This window comes from Pseudomonas helleri, assembly GCF_009600315.1.
Lineage (GTDB): Bacteria > Pseudomonadota > Gammaproteobacteria > Pseudomonadales > Pseudomonadaceae > Aquipseudomonas > Aquipseudomonas helleri_A.
The window spans coordinates 23963-38554 of the sequence record NZ_WIWC01000048.1 but is presented as its reverse complement, the minus strand read 5'-3'; the positions used below and the strand labels follow the sequence as shown (position 1 = coordinate 38554).

Sequence of the window (14592 nt, the reverse complement as noted above, 5' to 3'; positions counted from 1 at the left end):
ACCTCTTTCCAAGACACATCACACCTCCCAAGGGCTCAATGTGTCGTATTAAAAAGTGTTCGCTATGTCTCCGAACAAAGTGTTCGCGATGTCCCCGGTCCATACACTCCCAAAGGGAGAGGGGGCTAAAGTCAAAAGCAGATGTGCGCAACGCCCCAAATCAGTCCCCTCTCCCTCCGGGAGAGGGCTAGGGTGAGGGGCTTTTGAAAGGTTGCCATCAGATTGGCCTAGCGCTAAAGTCCACAGCGTCGCGGTCAATCCCGCGGCCGGGTGTAGGAACCTGTTTAAAAAGTTGGCGCGTAGCGCCCATGACTGTATTGAAGGCGCTTTTTTGTGTCTGAGATAACGCTCTATGGCGGCTGTGTGCGGGCAGACTTCGGTCTGGCCGGGTGCCAACTTTCCCGGTATTCCTACCCCGCACATGGCTGCCACCCAATCCCGTAGGAAGGATCGTGTCAGCTCTCACTTTAAGTTGGAGTCAACCATGACGAACTACACCACCCCCCTCGCCTTCCACCCAACCGGCCACGCTCAGCTCAATCAAATGCTGTTCAGCGTCACGCCCAATATTGCTGCCAGCGACGCATTAAACAGCGCTTCGGAAATCCTCTCTGCCGCCGCCCATTCACTGGAAGCCGCTGCAACCGGCGTCTGCATCATTGATGCTCATCAGGCCTTTTTGCTCTGCCATGCCCTGCGTGCGGCCAAAGCGACCGTTGATGCGCTCACCCCGTAACAAAATCTCAGACCCGGCCCGCCGGACGGCAACCGTCGGGCTTGTAGACCCGTGTAGTTGAAGCAGGAGCGTTCACCAATTTCCCAGCCGGCCTACGCGGCCGCACCAGCAATTCGCCGCCACAATTAGGGCAAAGCCCACCCAGCACCTGTTCCGAACAGGACGCACAAAACGTGCACTCAAAAGAACAAATCCGTGCCAAGGGGGAGTCAGGCGGCAATTCGCAATTACAGCACTCGCAATTGGGGCGTAATTCGAGCATGGGCACCTCACCTTGAACGAATGGATTTCCAGCCTACATTTAAGACGTTTCCCACGATGCGCGACTCAATCAATAGCAAATTAATCGCACTTTTTTAATGCCGTGGCTTCAAACAGCCATGAGCGCCTATTCCGTGCGCACCCAGAGAGCCCCGTAACAAAGCATGCCACATGACACTCCCCCCACCCCCCCGTCATCTGCCCTGAGCGCGCTGCGCGACGGCACTCACACCCTGCATGTCGCACTCGAAAAACGCCTGCCGTTTTTCTCCGACACGCTCGATCTTGAGCGCTACACACAGTTACTGGCGGCGTATTACGGGTTCTATCAGGCACTGGAGAGCAACCTGCTGGCCTGCGAACTGCCTGAAGGGTTCGAGCTGTCGACACGGCTCAAAACACCAGCGCTTCAGCAGGATTTGCGCGCCCTGAATGTTCACATTGAGGCATTACCCCTGTGCGACAACCTTCCGCCGTTGAACAACCCGGCGAGCGTGCTCGGCGTGTTGTATGTACTCGAAGGCGCCACGCTGGGCGGTAATGTGCTGCGCAAGCACGTGTCCGAGCAGCTCGGTCTGGATGCGCACAACGGCTGCGCCTTTCTCTACGTTTACGGGGAATCTACGGGCAAGCAGTGGAAGGCGTTTCTCGATTATCTGGGCAGCGTGCCCCTCGACGCTCCGGCACAAGCTCTGGCCGTACACGCTGCCTGCTCCACGTTTAGTTGTTTCGAGCAGTGGCTCGAACACCAGGAGGTTTTGTTATGACCCCACTTGATCCTCAAGCCTTTGAGGTACTGCTGGCCAATTGTGCCGATGAGCCGATCCGCTTTCCCGGTGCCATTCAGCCGCACGGTCTATTAGTGACGCTGACTGAGCCCGATCTACGCATCCAGCAAATCAGTACCAACGTGCATGCCCTGTTCGGATTAAGTGCCGAATCGCTGCTGGGCCAGCCGCTCAGCGCCCTGACCGGCGAGGAGGCGGCAGTTGCCGTGCAACAGGCCAGCGAATATCCAACGCTGACCGAAGCACCGCCTTTAGCCTTGACCCTGCATGGCGGTGATTACGAAGGCTTGCTGCACCGCGAACAAGGCGTCCTGGTGCTGGAGCTGGAGTCGAAACCCGACGCCTCAGCCCTTGAGAGCACCATGAGTAAGGTGCGCAACCTGAGTCGCATGCTGCAACGGTTACAAGCCGCAACGACGCTGCCAGCGCTCTATGAGATCTGTGTGCGCGAGATTCAGGCGCTCACGGGTTATGACCGCGTGCTGATTTACCGCTTTGAGGAAGAGGGCCACGGGCAGGTGATTGCCGAAGCCTCCTCCCCGTCCATGGAGCTGTTCAGCGGGATGTTTTTCCCGGCGTCCGACATTCCCGAGCAAGCCCGCGAGCTATACCGCACCCACTGGCTGCGCATTATTCCCAATGCCGACTATCAGCCTGTGGCGCTGCTGCCGCTGCTGCGCCCGGACACCGGGGCCGCGCTGGACCTGAGTGGCGCGGCGCTGCGCAGCGTGTCTCCGATTCACTGCCAGTACATGAAGAACATGGGCGTGCTGTCGTCCATGAGCATCTCTTTGATGGATGGCGACCGGCTGTGGGGCCTGATCAGTTGCGGGCATCGCCAGCCGTTGCACGTCTCCCACGAGCTGCGCATGGCCTGCCAAACAATCGGTCAAGTGCTGTCATTGCAAATCAGCGCGCTGCAGACGCTGGAGATCAGCCGTCAGCGCGAAGCCAAGATGGACGCCCTGGTGGTCCTCAACAATGCCATGGTGAACGGCCCTGACGCCGTGTTCGATGGTTTGGTCCAGACGCCTGAGACGCTGATGCAACTGACGGGTGCCAGTGGCGTAGCCATTCTTGAAGACAAGGCACTGCATTGTTATGGTCTGTGCCCTTCGCCGCTGGCTATTCGCGCGTTGCATCAATGGTTCAGGGACAGTGGCAAGTCGGTGTTCTCCAGCCATAACCTTAGCGGGGTCTATGCGCCCGCTGGAGAGTACAAGGACGTCGCCAGCGGCCTGCTGGCCATGACGTTGCCCAAACCGGTCGATAACGCTGTGATGTGGTTTCGCAGCGAGGTCAAGGAGAGCATCCAGTGGAGCGGCGACCCGAGCAAGCCGCTCAACCTTGAACCCAGCGCCAGCGGCCTGCGTTTGAGCCCGCGCACGTCGTTCGAAATATGGAAGGTGGAGATGGAAGGCATCTCCACGCCCTGGAGCCATGGCGATCTGTTCGCCGCCAATGACTTGCGTCGCTCGGCGCTGGAAAACGACCTGTCGCGCCAAGTGCTGCGTGAACAAGCGGCGGTTCGGGCCCGTGATGAACTGGTGGCGGTGGTGTCACATGACCTGCGCAACCCCATGACCATCATTTCGATGCTGTGCGGCATGATGCAAAAAGCCTTCAGCAGCGACGGCCCACACACGTCTCGTCGCATCACCTCGGCCATCGACACCATGCAGCAGGCCAGCAACCGCATGAGTGTGCTGCTCGATGATTTGCTCGACACCTCCAAGATCGAAGCCGGACGCTACACCATCACCCCGCAGTCGCTGGATGTCAGTCAGATTTTTGAGGAGGCATTTTCGTTGCTCACACCTCTGGCCCTGGACAAGGCCGTGGAGCTGACCTTTCACGCCGAGCCGGACCTGAAAATACATGCCGACCCTGAGCGCCTGTTTCAGGTGCTGTCCAACCTGATCGGTAATGCGATCAAGTTCACCCCGGCACAAGGCAAGATCGGTGTGGTCGCGATGTCCAATGGCGCTGACATTGTTTTTAGCGTGCGCGATTCAGGCAAAGGCATTGCGCCTGAGCAGTTGCCCCACATCTTCGACCGTTACTGGACGGCCAAAGAAGGCAATGCATTGGGTACAGGGCTGGGCCTGTATATCTCCCAGGGCATTATCAAAGCCCACGGCGGTCTGCTGCTGGCCGAAAGCACGCTGGGTGAAGGCAGCGAGTTCCGCTTCACTGTGCCCAAAATGGCCTGATAACCGCTAACCCACAAAAAAGCCGCCACCCCCGAAGGGTGGCGGCTTTTTTTCGTCACTCAACCGCAGGCACCGTCCTGGTGTTTAGTTGAGTACAGTTGCCCCCATTTTCTCAATGCGTCTGCGACGGGCCACCAGCAAGCCTGCCGCCACCACCAGAATGCTCAGCAAGCCCGTGGCCATGATTTCGACCCGATGTGCTTCCTGAAACAGCATGACGGTCAGAATCGCCACGATAAACACGATCACCGCCCAGGTCAGGCCCGGAAAAAGCCACATCTTGAACGAGATGGTTTCGCCCAGCGCCATCCGCTTTTGACGCATGCGCAGTTGCGAGATGGCAATCACCAGATACACCAGCAACGCAATGGCGCCGGAGCTGGCCAGCAGGAACTCAAACACCGCAGCCGGAGCTACGTAGTTGGCGAATACCGCCAGAAAGGCTGCCCCGGTGGACATCATCACCGCCCAGTAAGGCGTGCCGCTGGCGTTGGTGCGCTTGGCCGCAGCCGGAGCGTCACCGCGCTTGCTCAGCGAAAAGAGCATGCGTGACGAGGTGTACAGCGCCGAGTTCAGGCAGCTGGTGACCGCGATCAACACGACAATATCAACGATCAATTTGGCATTCGGAATGCCCATGCGATCAAGTACGGTCTGGTAGGAGCCAAATTGAGCAAGGCCTGCATCGTTCCACGGCACCAAGGCCACCACGATGAAGATAGACACCAGATAGAACAAGCCAATCCGCCAGATCACCGAGTTGGTGGCCTTGGTGATTTGCTTGCTCGGGTCTTTGGATTCCGCCGCCGCGATGGTGACGATTTCGGTGCCCATAAACGAGAACATGGTGGTCAACATGGCGGCCAGTACAGCGCCGAGGCCGTTGGGCATAAAGCCGATGGTGTCGACCAGATGCGATACACCGCTGACCTGACTGGTAGGCAGCAACCCGAAGATCGCCATCAGGCCGAGGATGATAAAGCCCACGATCGCCAGCACTTTAACCAGCGCAAACCAGAACTCGAACTCGCCATAGTTTTTGACGCTGAACAGGTTGGTCGCGGTCAGCAACAGGGTGATGACCAAGGTAAACACCCAGACTTCGGTGCCCGGAAACCACGCATGCAAGATGGTCGCGGCCGCGACGGCTTCCAGCGGGATCACCAATACCCAGAACCACCAGTACAACCAGCCAATGGTGAAACCGGCCCAATGCCCGATGGCACGGTCAGCGTAGGTGGAGAATGAACCGGTGTCCGGCGAGGCAACGGCCATTTCGGCCAGCATGCGCATCACCAGAACCACCAGTGTGCCCGCTGCGGCGTAAGCCAGCAGCACAGCAGGACCCGCTTGTGCAATCGCGTGTCCGGAGCCGACAAACAAGCCGGCACCAATGACCCCGGCAATTGACAGCATGGTGACGTGCCGTGGCTTGAGCCCTTGCTCCAGGTCGTTAGAAGTTTGCGTATTGCTCATGGGACTACCTTTGCAGTGAAAGCCATTCCGAGCGCCACGCAGGTGTACCTTCTCGTAAAAAGTAACCTACGGGGCGTTTAAAATTATTTACGCAATAAGTGCGCCAAAATGTGACAAGTACACGGTTTTCGCGGGTTGCAACGGTTTATCTGTACAGTGCAACCCGCTGGCAGTCATGGCTTTTGGCTAATCCGTTACCGTAACACTCAGTTACAGAGTGCCATACGCACCAAAAATACCCAAAACAGCCCATATGGCCCAAAACCGGTGCACAACTTGACCCTTTAGTAGGTTCGCGCTTCCAACCCCGGGCCAAAGCTGGCAACATCGCGACCTTTTTTACGCGACACCTGCGTGGCCGAACGGCGCATTGCAGGGTCGGTTGTTCACGACGCGACAGTCTGCTGTAGCGATGCGACAAACGACCGCCCTGCTGCTTTTTGTGCCATGAAGGCGGCTGGCTGCCTTGGTGGCCCTATGCTAGCTTGGCCTGCGCCAGGCTTCACGCACACCGCCCCCACAGCAGGTTCGCACCCGAACACAATGAGGAACGCACATGGCTTTGGCCACGCCCGCGCTTGAAATCCGCAACTTGCACAAACGCTACGGCGAGCTTGAGGTTCTGAAAGGAATCTCGCTGACCGCACGCGACGGCGACGTGATCTCGATCCTGGGTTCGTCCGGCTCCGGCAAATCGACCCTGTTGCGCTGCATCAACCTGCTGGAAAACCCGCACGAGGGCCAGATTCTGGTCGCCGGCGAAGAACTCAAACTCAAAAAAGCCAAAAATGGCGAGCTGGTCGCGGCCGATGGCAAGCAGATCAATCGCATGCGAAGCGAATTGGGTTTTGTGTTTCAAAACTTTAACCTGTGGCCGCACATGACCATCCTCGATAACGTCATCGAGGCACCGCGTCGCGTGCTGGGCCAGAGTAAAGCCGAGGCCATCGAAGTGGCCGAAGCCTTGCTGGCCAAGGTAGGCATTGCTGACAAGCGCCACGCCTATCCGTCCGAGTTGTCTGGCGGCCAGCAACAACGCGCCGCCATTGCCCGCACGCTGGCCATGCAGCCCAAAGTTATTCTGTTCGACGAACCCACATCGGCACTTGACCCAGAAATGGTCCAGGAAGTACTTAGTGTGATCCGCGCGCTCGCCGAAGAAGGTCGCACTATGCTGTTGGTCACCCACGAGATGGGCTTTGCCCGTCAGGTGTCCACCGAAGTGGTGTTTTTGCACCAAGGCCTGATCGAAGAGCAAGGGTCGCCTGAACAGGTGTTCGACAACCCGGTTTCAGCGCGCTGCAAACAATTCATGTCCAGCAATCGCTAACGGAGCAATACGAATGCAGAACTATAAAAAGCTTCTTCTGGCCGCTGCCGCCACGCTGGTGTTCAGTGCCAATGCCTTGGCTGTGGATAAATATAAAGTCGGTATTGAGGGCGCTTACCCGCCGTTCAATAACAAAAACGCCAGTGGTGAAGTAGTCGGTTTTGACCCGGATATTGCTTTGGCTCTGTGCGCCAAAATGAAAGCTGAGTGTGAAATCGTCACCTCGGATTGGGATGGCATCATCCCGGCGCTGAACGCCAAAAAATTCGATTTCATCGTGTCTTCGCTGTCGATTACAGACGAGCGCAAGCAGGCGGTCGACTTCACCGACCCGTACTACTCCAACAAACAACAGTTCATTGCGCCGAAAAAAGTCGATTTCAAAACCGACCTGGCCTCGCTTAAAGGCAAAGCCCTCGGCACCCAGCGCTCGACTCAAGCCGCTACCTGGCTGGAAGACAACCTGGGCACAGACGCGACCATTTCCCTGTATGACACTCAGGAAAACGCCTACCTGGACCTGACATCTGGCCGTGTGGATGCCTTGTTGGCTGACAAGTACGCCAACTACGACTGGCTCAAAAGCCCGGAAGGTCAGGCCTATGAGTTCAAGGGCGAGCCTGTGAACGAAGACGACAAAGTCGGTATCGCGCTGCGCAAGGGCGATAACGAATTGCGTGCCAAGCTGAATCTGGCCCTCAAGCAAATCGTTGAAGACGGCACCTACAAGAAGATCAACGACAAGTACTTCCCGTTCAGCATCTACTGACCTGCCTGACCGGTGCTGCCCTGCGCAGCGCCGGTCCCTAGCAAAGCCTGCCTAACCCATGACTATCGACTTATACGGATTCGGCCCGGCGCTTGCCGCTGGCGCGCTGATGACCGTCAAACTGGCACTCGCCGCATTGTGCCTGGGCCTCGTGCTCGGGTTGCTCGGCGCACTGGCCAAAACGTCCCCCTTCAAGCCGCTTAAATGGCTGGGTGGTGCTTATTCAACGCTGGTTCGTGGCGTTCCCGAGCTGCTTTGGGTGCTGCTGATCTACTTTGGCAGCGTCAACGCTGTTCGCGCGCTGGGTGAATTCATCGGTATGCCCGACCTCACCCTGAGCGCTTTCGCAGCGGGTGTCATCGCGCTGGGCCTGTGCTTTGGCGCCTATGCCACCGAAGTGTTCCGCGGCGCCATTCTGGCCATTCCCAAAGGCCACCGCGAAGCAGGCATGGCACTGGGCCTGTCCAAGCCGCGTATTTTCACTCGGCTGGTGTTGCCGCAAATGTGGCGTATCGCCCTGCCCGGCCTGGGCAACCTGTTCATGATCCTTATGAAAGACACCGCGCTGGTGTCGGTTATCGGTCTGGAAGAAATCATGCGTCAGGCGCAAAACGCCGTGACCTTCGCCAAACACCCGTTCACCTTCTACATGGTGGCTGCCGTGATGTACCTGGGCCTGACCGTACTGGCCATGGGCACCATGCATGTGCTTGAAAAACGCGCGGCGCGCGGCTTCGTGAGGAGAACGTAATGTTGCTGGAACTCTTCATCAAGTGGCTGCCCAAGCTGATTCAAGGCGCAACCCTGACGCTGGAACTGACGGCCATCTCGGTGATTGCCGGTTTGATCGTCGCCATTCCGCTGGGCATCGCCCGCTCATCCAAGCTGTGGTACGTGCGCTCGTTGCCGTATGCCTACATCTTTTTCTTCCGCGGCACGCCACTGCTCATCCAACTGTTTCTGGTCTATTACGGCCTCGGGCAGTTTGAAGCGGTGCGTGACAGCGTGTTGTGGCCGTATCTGCGCAGCCCGTTCTGGTGTGCGGTCATTACCATGACGCTGCACACGGCGGCCTATATCGCCGAGATTCTGCGTGGCGCGATTCAGGCCATTCCGCCGGGTGAAATCGAGGCGGCTCGTGCGCTGGGCATGTCGCGGTTTAAAACGCTGGTGCATATCGTCATGCCACGTGCTGCACGTATCGGCCTGCCGGCCTACAGCAACGAAGTGATTCTGATGCTCAAGGCCAGCTCGCTGGCCAGCACCGTGACCCTGCTGGAACTGACGGGCATGACCCGTACCATCATTTCCCGCACGTATCAGACCGTGGACATGTTCCTGATTGCCGGGTTGATCTACCTGGTGATGTCGTTTGTGCTGATTCAGGGCTTCAAGCTGCTGGAGCGCTGGTTGCGCGTCGATGCCTGCCAAGGCCGCTGATCTGCTAGAACGCTTTGAGGCACTGGACACGTTTTTGCGTGATCACCAGTACCTGTGGCGGCCACGGCCATTCACCCAGCTGAATGTGCCGTGGGAAGCGGGCCACCCCGAACTGGCAAAGGGGTTGCGCCAACGTTCGCTGCAAGACGCCGAAGCCAGCCACAACACCCCTCATGACTTAATCGCGCCTGCACCGTTCTCGGAATGGGCGGCGACTTCTCGTGCCTTGAGCACAATGCCCCGCCTGCCTGCTCGCCCGCTCAGCCCCGCAGCTCAACGGCTGGAGGTGGACGTGCCGGGCCGCAAATGGCAGCAAATCGAAGCCTTTGCGCAATGTCTGGAGTTCAAAAAAGCACCTGATCATTGGCTCGACTGGTGTGCGGGCAAAGGCCATTTAGGTCGTCGTTTGCTCGGCCCCGGCCAGCAACTGACCTGCCTGGAATACGACCCGGCGCTGATCGAATCCGGGCAGCAACTGAGCCAACGTCATCATTTCCCGGCCCGGCATGTACAGCAGGATGTGCTGCTTGCCGACGCAGCGTTACAGCTCACTGCGCAGATGACGCCCGTGGCACTGCATGCCTGTGGCGACTTGCATGTGCGCCTGCTGCAACTGGCCAGCGCTGTGGGTTGTGCCCAACTTGCCATCTCGCCCTGCTGCTATAACCGGATCGAGGCGTCGCACTATCAGCCGTTGTCCACGGCGGCTAAAGCGTCAGCGTTACGTTTGTCGCAAGAAGACTTGAGCCTGCCCATGAGCGAGACGGTGACGGCCGGTAGCCGTGTGCGGCGTCAGCGCGATGAGTCGATGGCGCGACGTTTAGGGTTTGATCTGTGGCAGCGCCAGCGACGTGGCTGTGATGAGTACTTATCCACACCCTCATTGCCGAGCGCCTGGCTGAATAAGCCGTTTGCGCAGTATTGCGAGGACTTGGCGGCGCTCAAGCAGTTATCCACAGCTGGCGACGAAGATTGGACGTCCTTGGAGGCCGCAGGCTGGGAGCGATTAGCGCAGGTGCGCAACCTTGAACTGGTGCGCGGGCTGTTCCGGCGTCCGCTGGAGTTATGGCTGGTGCTGGATCGTGCGTTGTACTTGAGTGAAAACGGCTATGAGGTGCAGGTTGGCGAGTTTTGTGACAGCCACCTGACGCCGCGCAATTTGATGGTGTTGGCGCAGCGTTGTGGATAACTTCAGAGGCTGCCCTCACCCTAGCCCTCTCCCAAAGGGAGAGGGGACTAAAGGCAAAAGCAATTCAGCCCCATCTCCCTTTGGGAGAGGGTTGGGGTGAGGGTGCTACTACGAACCGCGATACGTCGAGAAACCATACGGGCTGAGCAACAACGGAATGTGGTAATGCTGATCCACATTCTTCACTTCAAAAATCACCGGAATTTCCGGGAAGAAAGTGTCACGCCCAACCTTTTTGAAGTATTCGCCCGTTTTGAACACCACGCGATATTCACCGGCCTCCAGCGTTTGTTTGGCCGGAAATAATTCGCCAATGCGCCCTTGTTCGTTGGTCACGCCTTGAGACAACGACTGCCACTCCTTGCCGACGTGTTTTTCCAGCGTCACGTTCACGCCCGGTGACGGCAGGCCGTTTTCCAGATTAAGCACGTGTACGCTCAACGGGTTACCCGCCGCCAACACCAGGCTGGAGAAGGCACTCAGGCCCAAAGCCGCCACTGTCATTCGCAAAGTATTCATGATTCGTCCTCAAGTAATGGTTAAAAAACGCTCAACTCAGCGTTGAGTTTTCAGGCCAATCTGTTCTGCGGCTTTGATTGCGCACGCTTCGTCTTGCTCAGCGCCTCCCGCTCCTGCCAGCCCCAGGGCGCCCACCAGTTCATTGCCGGCAAACAACGGCACACCGCCGCCCAACAACAGCAACTCGGCAATGGAGTTGAGGTTGGCCGCTTCAGGGTTGGTGCGGGCACGCTCGGCAAACAGGCGGGTCGGGGTTTTTGTCGACAGTGCGGTGTAGGCCTTGCGCTGGCTGGCCAGTAAATTGTGCGGGCCAACACTCTCGGGACGCATGGCCGCCAGTACATTGCCACCGCGATCCAGCACGGTCAGCGCACCCGTGCAGTGGGTGAGCGCGGCGTCTGCCAGTTGTCGGGCGGTGGCCAGGTCCAGGTCGGCATGGCGCACCAGATTCGGTGCGGCAAGCGCGCTGCCGGTGACACCAAGGGCAGTCCATATCAGCAGGGTTTTCAACATGATGGGCACACTCCTGTTCGAATGCGTCCACCTTAACCAGTGAGCTCCGTCAGAACCCCGTCAGTTGGATTACAAGTTTGTAATAGGCAACCCGCGTGAACACGCCTAGCCTGTGCAGACGATTGATCGAGGTGTGCGATGCGTTTGTTAGTGGTTGAAGACGAAGCCAAGACGGCAGATTTCCTGGCCAAAGGCCTGAAGGAGTCGGGCTTTGCGGTGGATGTGGCGCTGAACGGGCTGGACGGCCGTTACTTTATTGAGCAGCAGGAATACGATCTGATCATTCTCGACGTCATGCTGCCGGGTCTTAATGGCTGGCAATTGCTGCAACTGATTCGCCAGCGTGGCGCGACGCCCGTACTGTTTCTGACCGCCAAAGACGCCATCGAAGACCGCGTTCGCGGCCTCGAACTGGGTGCCGATGACTATCTGCTCAAGCCCTTTGCCTTTGCCGAATTACTGGCGCGGGTGCGTACGCTATTGCGGCGCGGCCCAATGCGCGAGGCCGAGTCCTACAGCATTGCCGACCTTGAGATTGATGTGTTGCGACGTCGAGTCAGCCGGGGCGGACAGCGCATCAGCCTGACCAACAAAGAGTTCGCGCTCTTGCAACTGCTGGCCAGCCGCCAGGGCGAGGTGTTATCGCGTACTTTGATTGCCTCTCAGGTCTGGAACCTCAACTTCGACAGCGACACCAACATGGTCGAAGTGGCTGTGCGCCGCCTGCGCTCCAAAGTCGACGACCCGTACATGCCCAAATTGATTCATACCGTGCGCGGTGTCGGTTATCAGTTGGAAGCCCCCGATGAGTAAATCCATCGCCTGGCGTCTAGCGCTGGCGATTGCACTGACCTGCGCATTGGTACTGAGTGTCATCGGGGTGTTTCTGTATCGCTCACTGGCATCGGAGCTGGCCTTTCGCGACGATCAGGCGTTACTCGGTCGCCTTGAACAAGTGCGCGCGCTTCTGCATGACAGCGACAGCCTGGAAGCCCTGCAAGAGCGGCCACGGCTGTATCAGAACATGCTGGGCAACGTGGACAGCGTGCTGCGGGTCGAACGCAAAGATGGCAGCCCATTGATTGCCATTAACCCGCATCAACAGCCTTTGCCCGATGTGCCCGCCATTGCTGTGGGGCAGGCGCCCAAGCGCAGCGACATTCATACCCTGGACGCAATGATCGTGCTGGCCGGCGTTGCTCAAGGCCCCGCCGGTGAAACCCTTCGCGTGTTGGTCGGTAAACGCCTTGATGAACGGGAGCACATGCTCTCCAGCTACCGTCTGCGTTTGTATGGCGCGGTGGGACTGGGCGTCTTGGTGGCGTTCGGGCTGGGCTTGCTGCTTTTGCGCCGTGGCCTCTTGCCCCTGCGCGAGCTGGCGCAGAGCATGCGCGGCATCAACCCGCGCAGCCTTGATCAGCGCATGCCTACCGATGCGGTGCCGACTGAACTCAGGGAGCCGGTGCAAGCGCTAAATGCCATGCTGGAACGCCTTGAAGACAGCTTTTCGCGGTTATCGCAATTTTCGGCGGATCTCGCCCATGAAATTCGCACGCCCCTGCATAACTTGCTGGGCAGCAACAGCCTGGCGTTAAATCAGCCGCGAAGCCCTGCCGAGTATCAGGACGTGCTGGCCTCCAATATTGAGGAATACGAGCGTCTTAACCGGATGGCCGAAAACCTGATGTTTCTCGCCCGCGCTGAACACGGCCAGCGCCCACTGCACCTGCAAGCGCTGGATCTGCATGAGGTGGGTGCCGAACTTTGTGATTATTTTGAGGCGCTGGCCGAAGATCGCCAACTGAACATTGTGAATCAGCTCAATGGCTCATTGATGGCCGATCAGCAACTGCTGCAACGGGCACTGGGCAACTTGCTGGCCAATGCCGTGCGCCATGCGCAAGCGGGAACAACCCTGCACTTGCAACGCCGTGATGATGAGGGCATGTGCTGGGTGGGCGTGCACAACTTCGGGCAGCCGATTGCCACGCAACACCTCGACAAACTGTTCGATCGTTTCTACCGGGTCGACCCGTCACGCGCCCAACCGGGCGACTCGGGTGGGCTTGGACTGGCGATTGTGCAGTCGATCATGCACCTGCATGGCGGCAAGGTTCTGGTGCGCAGCGATGCTCAAGGCACACTGTTTGAGCTGGGGTTCAGCAAGCTTGAGAATTCGGTTTGAAAGGTCAACGCATCACTGATGGCATGCCCGCTGGCCGTGTTGTCGAAAATAAACCAATACTCGCTGGCTGACCTCGCCCGTGCGTGACGCGCCAAGGCCTGAAGCCGCGCCACGCCATACTCGCTGTGGTAGATGCGCGGCGAGCCATGCAAGCGCCAATATTGCAGCCCCGCCCAGCCCCCCGGCTCAAAGCCAGCGCTTAACACCGCTGGATCGGCAGCGACCCGAGCGATGTGCAGACGTTGCATGCACGCTTGGGCGGCCGCCCACGAATCATGCCTGGGCTCCAGCGCCAATGCCCCTTTATAGCGAGCCCGCACTGCCTGCAAAAACGCCTGCGCAACGGGTGCGTCATAGACTAATGACGGCGGCAACTGCACCAGAACACACCCCAGCCGATCGCCCAGATTGCTGCATTGCGAAAAAAAATCATCCAGCAGACCTTCACAATCTTTCAGGCGTCGCCCATGGGTAATGCTGCGCGGCAGTTTGACCGAAAAACGAAAATCCGCTCCTACGCTTTCTGCCCATCGTTTATACGTTTGCGGCCGATGAGGACGGTAAAACGAACTATTGATTTCGACTGCTGAAAATTGCCCCGCATAGCGCTGCAAATGGGTGCCCTGCTCAGCGAACCGAGGCCAATGGTCTCGCCCGATGCTCCAGCCGGCACAGCCAATGAAGACGCCGCTCAAAACAGCACCGGTGCTGCGTCACGCATGAAAATTTCTACGGTTTTAGGCCCTACCCCGTCGAACTCAAGTAAACGGCGCTCGAAGGTATGTCGATCCGTGTGGGTGCTATACAGCGCACTGAAACGCCCCCCGTACTCATTGACCAGTCTGAGGGCCAACGCTGACAGGCGGGTCGCCGTGGACTCGTCATAGCGCACGTAATGAGCCTTGCCGAGAATTGCCACCAGTTGGCGATGGGACAGCCGGGCCAGAAGGTCTGGCGAGTCGCACCCATGCTCATTCACCAGCAGGTGGAAAGCCTTGGCCGCAATAGGGGCTTGAATCCGCTTGCCCATCAAAAAACTGGCTACAAACCATTTGAACAATGCGCGCTCATCTTTGGCGTCCAGCACGATGCCCAAATCGTGGGCAGTGATCACTTCAGTCACGGCGCTTCTCCCCCTCAAACCCTGTACAGGTATGAAAAAGACAGGGGTCA

General features: G+C 58.4%; 16 protein-coding genes. 10 read left to right on the top strand and 6 right to left on the bottom strand.

Annotation, left to right across the window (positions count from 1 at the left end; genetic code table 11):
- Window positions 1-484 precede the first annotated feature (484 nt).
- Window positions 485-736 carry a hypothetical protein gene (locus GHN86_RS20695; RefSeq protein ID WP_153378148.1) on the top strand — a complete coding sequence of 84 codons (252 nt, stop codon included), beginning with the start codon at window positions 485-487 and terminating at the stop codon, window positions 734-736.
- Window positions 737-743: 7 nt separating this feature from the next.
- On the opposite strand, the gene GHN86_RS20690 is transcribed toward GHN86_RS20695, so the two are convergent.
- The gene (locus tag GHN86_RS20690) at window positions 744-998 is read right to left on the bottom strand and encodes a DUF1272 domain-containing protein (protein ID WP_153378149.1); all 255 of its coding nucleotides are present in this window, start codon (window positions 996-998) and stop codon (window positions 744-746) included.
- A gap of 163 nt (window positions 999-1161) precedes the next feature.
- Between GHN86_RS20690 and GHN86_RS20685 the strand changes: the two genes are divergently transcribed.
- Together GHN86_RS20685 and GHN86_RS20680 are read left to right on the top strand one after the other, a co-directional pair.
- Entirely contained in the window at window positions 1162-1764 is a 603-nt protein-coding gene (locus GHN86_RS20685; protein ID WP_153387225.1) for a biliverdin-producing heme oxygenase, read from the top strand.
- Entirely contained in the window at window positions 1761-3998 is a 2238-nt protein-coding gene (locus tag GHN86_RS20680; protein ID WP_153378151.1) for an ATP-binding protein, read from the top strand. Before GHN86_RS20685 ends, GHN86_RS20680 begins: the two co-directional genes overlap by 4 nt.
- Window positions 3999-4082: 84 nt before the next feature.
- Here the strand turns inward: GHN86_RS20680 and gabP are convergent, their stop codons facing one another.
- Entirely contained in the window at window positions 4083-5474 is a 1392-nt protein-coding gene (gabP, locus tag GHN86_RS20675; protein ID WP_153378152.1) for a GABA permease, read from the bottom strand.
- Between the two features lie 556 nt (window positions 5475-6030).
- Between gabP and GHN86_RS20670 the strand changes: the two genes are divergently transcribed.
- From GHN86_RS20670 to GHN86_RS20650, 5 genes are read left to right on the top strand one after another with little or no spacing between them, the layout of a single operon-like run.
- Window positions 6031-6804 (top strand): ABC transporter ATP-binding protein, encoded by a 774-nt coding sequence (locus GHN86_RS20670; RefSeq protein WP_153378153.1) that lies wholly within the window; start codon window positions 6031-6033, stop codon window positions 6802-6804.
- A 13-nt stretch (window positions 6805-6817) separates the two neighbouring features.
- The gene (locus GHN86_RS20665; protein WP_153378154.1) at window positions 6818-7573 is read left to right on the top strand and encodes an ABC transporter substrate-binding protein; all 756 of its coding nucleotides are present in this window, start codon (window positions 6818-6820) and stop codon (window positions 7571-7573) included.
- A gap of 58 nt (window positions 7574-7631) precedes the next feature.
- Window positions 7632-8324 (top strand): ABC transporter permease, encoded by a 693-nt coding sequence (locus tag GHN86_RS20660; protein ID WP_153378155.1) that lies wholly within the window; start codon window positions 7632-7634, stop codon window positions 8322-8324.
- Window positions 8324-9013, top strand: a complete 690-nt coding sequence (locus tag GHN86_RS20655) for an ABC transporter permease (RefSeq protein ID WP_153378156.1) — start codon at window positions 8324-8326, stop codon at window positions 9011-9013. Before GHN86_RS20660 ends, GHN86_RS20655 begins: the two co-directional genes overlap by 1 nt.
- On the top strand, window positions 8994-10202 hold the full coding sequence (locus GHN86_RS20650) for a methyltransferase (protein WP_153378157.1): 1209 nt from the start codon (window positions 8994-8996) through the stop codon (window positions 10200-10202). The genes GHN86_RS20655 and GHN86_RS20650 overlap by 20 nt, the downstream gene beginning before the upstream one ends.
- 108 nt (window positions 10203-10310) lie before the next feature.
- Here GHN86_RS20650 and uraH read toward each other — a convergent pair whose 3' ends face one another.
- Together uraH and GHN86_RS20640 are read right to left on the bottom strand one after the other, a co-directional pair.
- The gene (uraH, locus tag GHN86_RS20645) at window positions 10311-10721 is read right to left on the bottom strand and encodes a hydroxyisourate hydrolase (RefSeq protein ID WP_153378158.1); all 411 of its coding nucleotides are present in this window, start codon (window positions 10719-10721) and stop codon (window positions 10311-10313) included.
- A 36-nt stretch (window positions 10722-10757) separates the two neighbouring features.
- A complete protein-coding gene (locus GHN86_RS20640) occupies window positions 10758-11234 on the bottom strand; it encodes a GlcG/HbpS family heme-binding protein (RefSeq protein ID WP_153378159.1) in 477 nt (158 codons plus the stop codon).
- A gap of 138 nt (window positions 11235-11372) precedes the next feature.
- Between GHN86_RS20640 and GHN86_RS20635 the strand changes: the two genes are divergently transcribed.
- Both GHN86_RS20635 and GHN86_RS20630 read left to right on the top strand, forming a co-directional pair.
- Window positions 11373-12047: a heavy metal response regulator transcription factor gene (locus GHN86_RS20635; protein WP_153378160.1), complete on the top strand. Its 675-nt coding sequence runs from the start codon at window positions 11373-11375 to the stop codon at window positions 12045-12047.
- The gene (locus GHN86_RS20630) at window positions 12040-13419 is read left to right on the top strand and encodes a heavy metal sensor histidine kinase (RefSeq protein ID WP_153378161.1); all 1380 of its coding nucleotides are present in this window, start codon (window positions 12040-12042) and stop codon (window positions 13417-13419) included. The genes GHN86_RS20635 and GHN86_RS20630 overlap by 8 nt, the downstream gene beginning before the upstream one ends.
- Here GHN86_RS20630 and GHN86_RS20625 read toward each other — a convergent pair.
- Window positions 13368-14114: a DUF72 domain-containing protein gene (locus tag GHN86_RS20625; RefSeq protein WP_153378162.1), complete on the bottom strand. Its 747-nt coding sequence runs from the start codon at window positions 14112-14114 to the stop codon at window positions 13368-13370. The genes GHN86_RS20630 and GHN86_RS20625 overlap by 52 nt on opposite strands.
- On the bottom strand, window positions 14111-14542 hold the full coding sequence (locus tag GHN86_RS20620) for a DNA methylase (RefSeq protein ID WP_323369233.1): 432 nt from the start codon (window positions 14540-14542) through the stop codon (window positions 14111-14113). The genes GHN86_RS20625 and GHN86_RS20620 overlap by 4 nt, the downstream gene beginning before the upstream one ends.
- Window positions 14543-14592 lie beyond the last annotated feature (50 nt).

Excerpts from the sequence above, each read along its gene's own strand:
- GHN86_RS20695 (WP_153378148.1), top strand. The coding sequence starts at position 485 with ATGACGAACTACACCACCCCCCTCGCCTTCCACCCAACCGGCCACGCT.
- GHN86_RS20690 (WP_153378149.1), bottom strand. The coding sequence starts at position 998 with ATGCTCGAATTACGCCCCAATTGCGAGTGCTGTAATTGCGAATTGCCG.
- GHN86_RS20685 (WP_153387225.1), top strand. The coding sequence starts at position 1,162 with ATGCCACATGACACTCCCCCCACCCCCCCGTCATCTGCCCTGAGCGCG.
- GHN86_RS20680 (WP_153378151.1), top strand. The coding sequence starts at position 1,761 with ATGACCCCACTTGATCCTCAAGCCTTTGAGGTACTGCTGGCCAATTGT.
- gabP (WP_153378152.1), bottom strand. The coding sequence starts at position 5,474 with ATGAGCAATACGCAAACTTCTAACGACCTGGAGCAAGGGCTCAAGCCA.
- GHN86_RS20670 (WP_153378153.1), top strand. The coding sequence starts at position 6,031 with ATGGCTTTGGCCACGCCCGCGCTTGAAATCCGCAACTTGCACAAACGC.
- GHN86_RS20665 (WP_153378154.1), top strand. The coding sequence starts at position 6,818 with ATGCAGAACTATAAAAAGCTTCTTCTGGCCGCTGCCGCCACGCTGGTG.
- GHN86_RS20660 (WP_153378155.1), top strand. The coding sequence starts at position 7,632 with ATGACTATCGACTTATACGGATTCGGCCCGGCGCTTGCCGCTGGCGCG.
- GHN86_RS20655 (WP_153378156.1), top strand. The coding sequence starts at position 8,324 with ATGTTGCTGGAACTCTTCATCAAGTGGCTGCCCAAGCTGATTCAAGGC.
- GHN86_RS20650 (WP_153378157.1), top strand. The coding sequence starts at position 8,994 with ATGCCTGCCAAGGCCGCTGATCTGCTAGAACGCTTTGAGGCACTGGAC.
- uraH (WP_153378158.1), bottom strand. The coding sequence starts at position 10,721 with ATGAATACTTTGCGAATGACAGTGGCGGCTTTGGGCCTGAGTGCCTTC.
- GHN86_RS20640 (WP_153378159.1), bottom strand. The coding sequence starts at position 11,234 with ATGTTGAAAACCCTGCTGATATGGACTGCCCTTGGTGTCACCGGCAGC.
- GHN86_RS20635 (WP_153378160.1), top strand. The coding sequence starts at position 11,373 with ATGCGTTTGTTAGTGGTTGAAGACGAAGCCAAGACGGCAGATTTCCTG.
- GHN86_RS20630 (WP_153378161.1), top strand. The coding sequence starts at position 12,040 with ATGAGTAAATCCATCGCCTGGCGTCTAGCGCTGGCGATTGCACTGACC.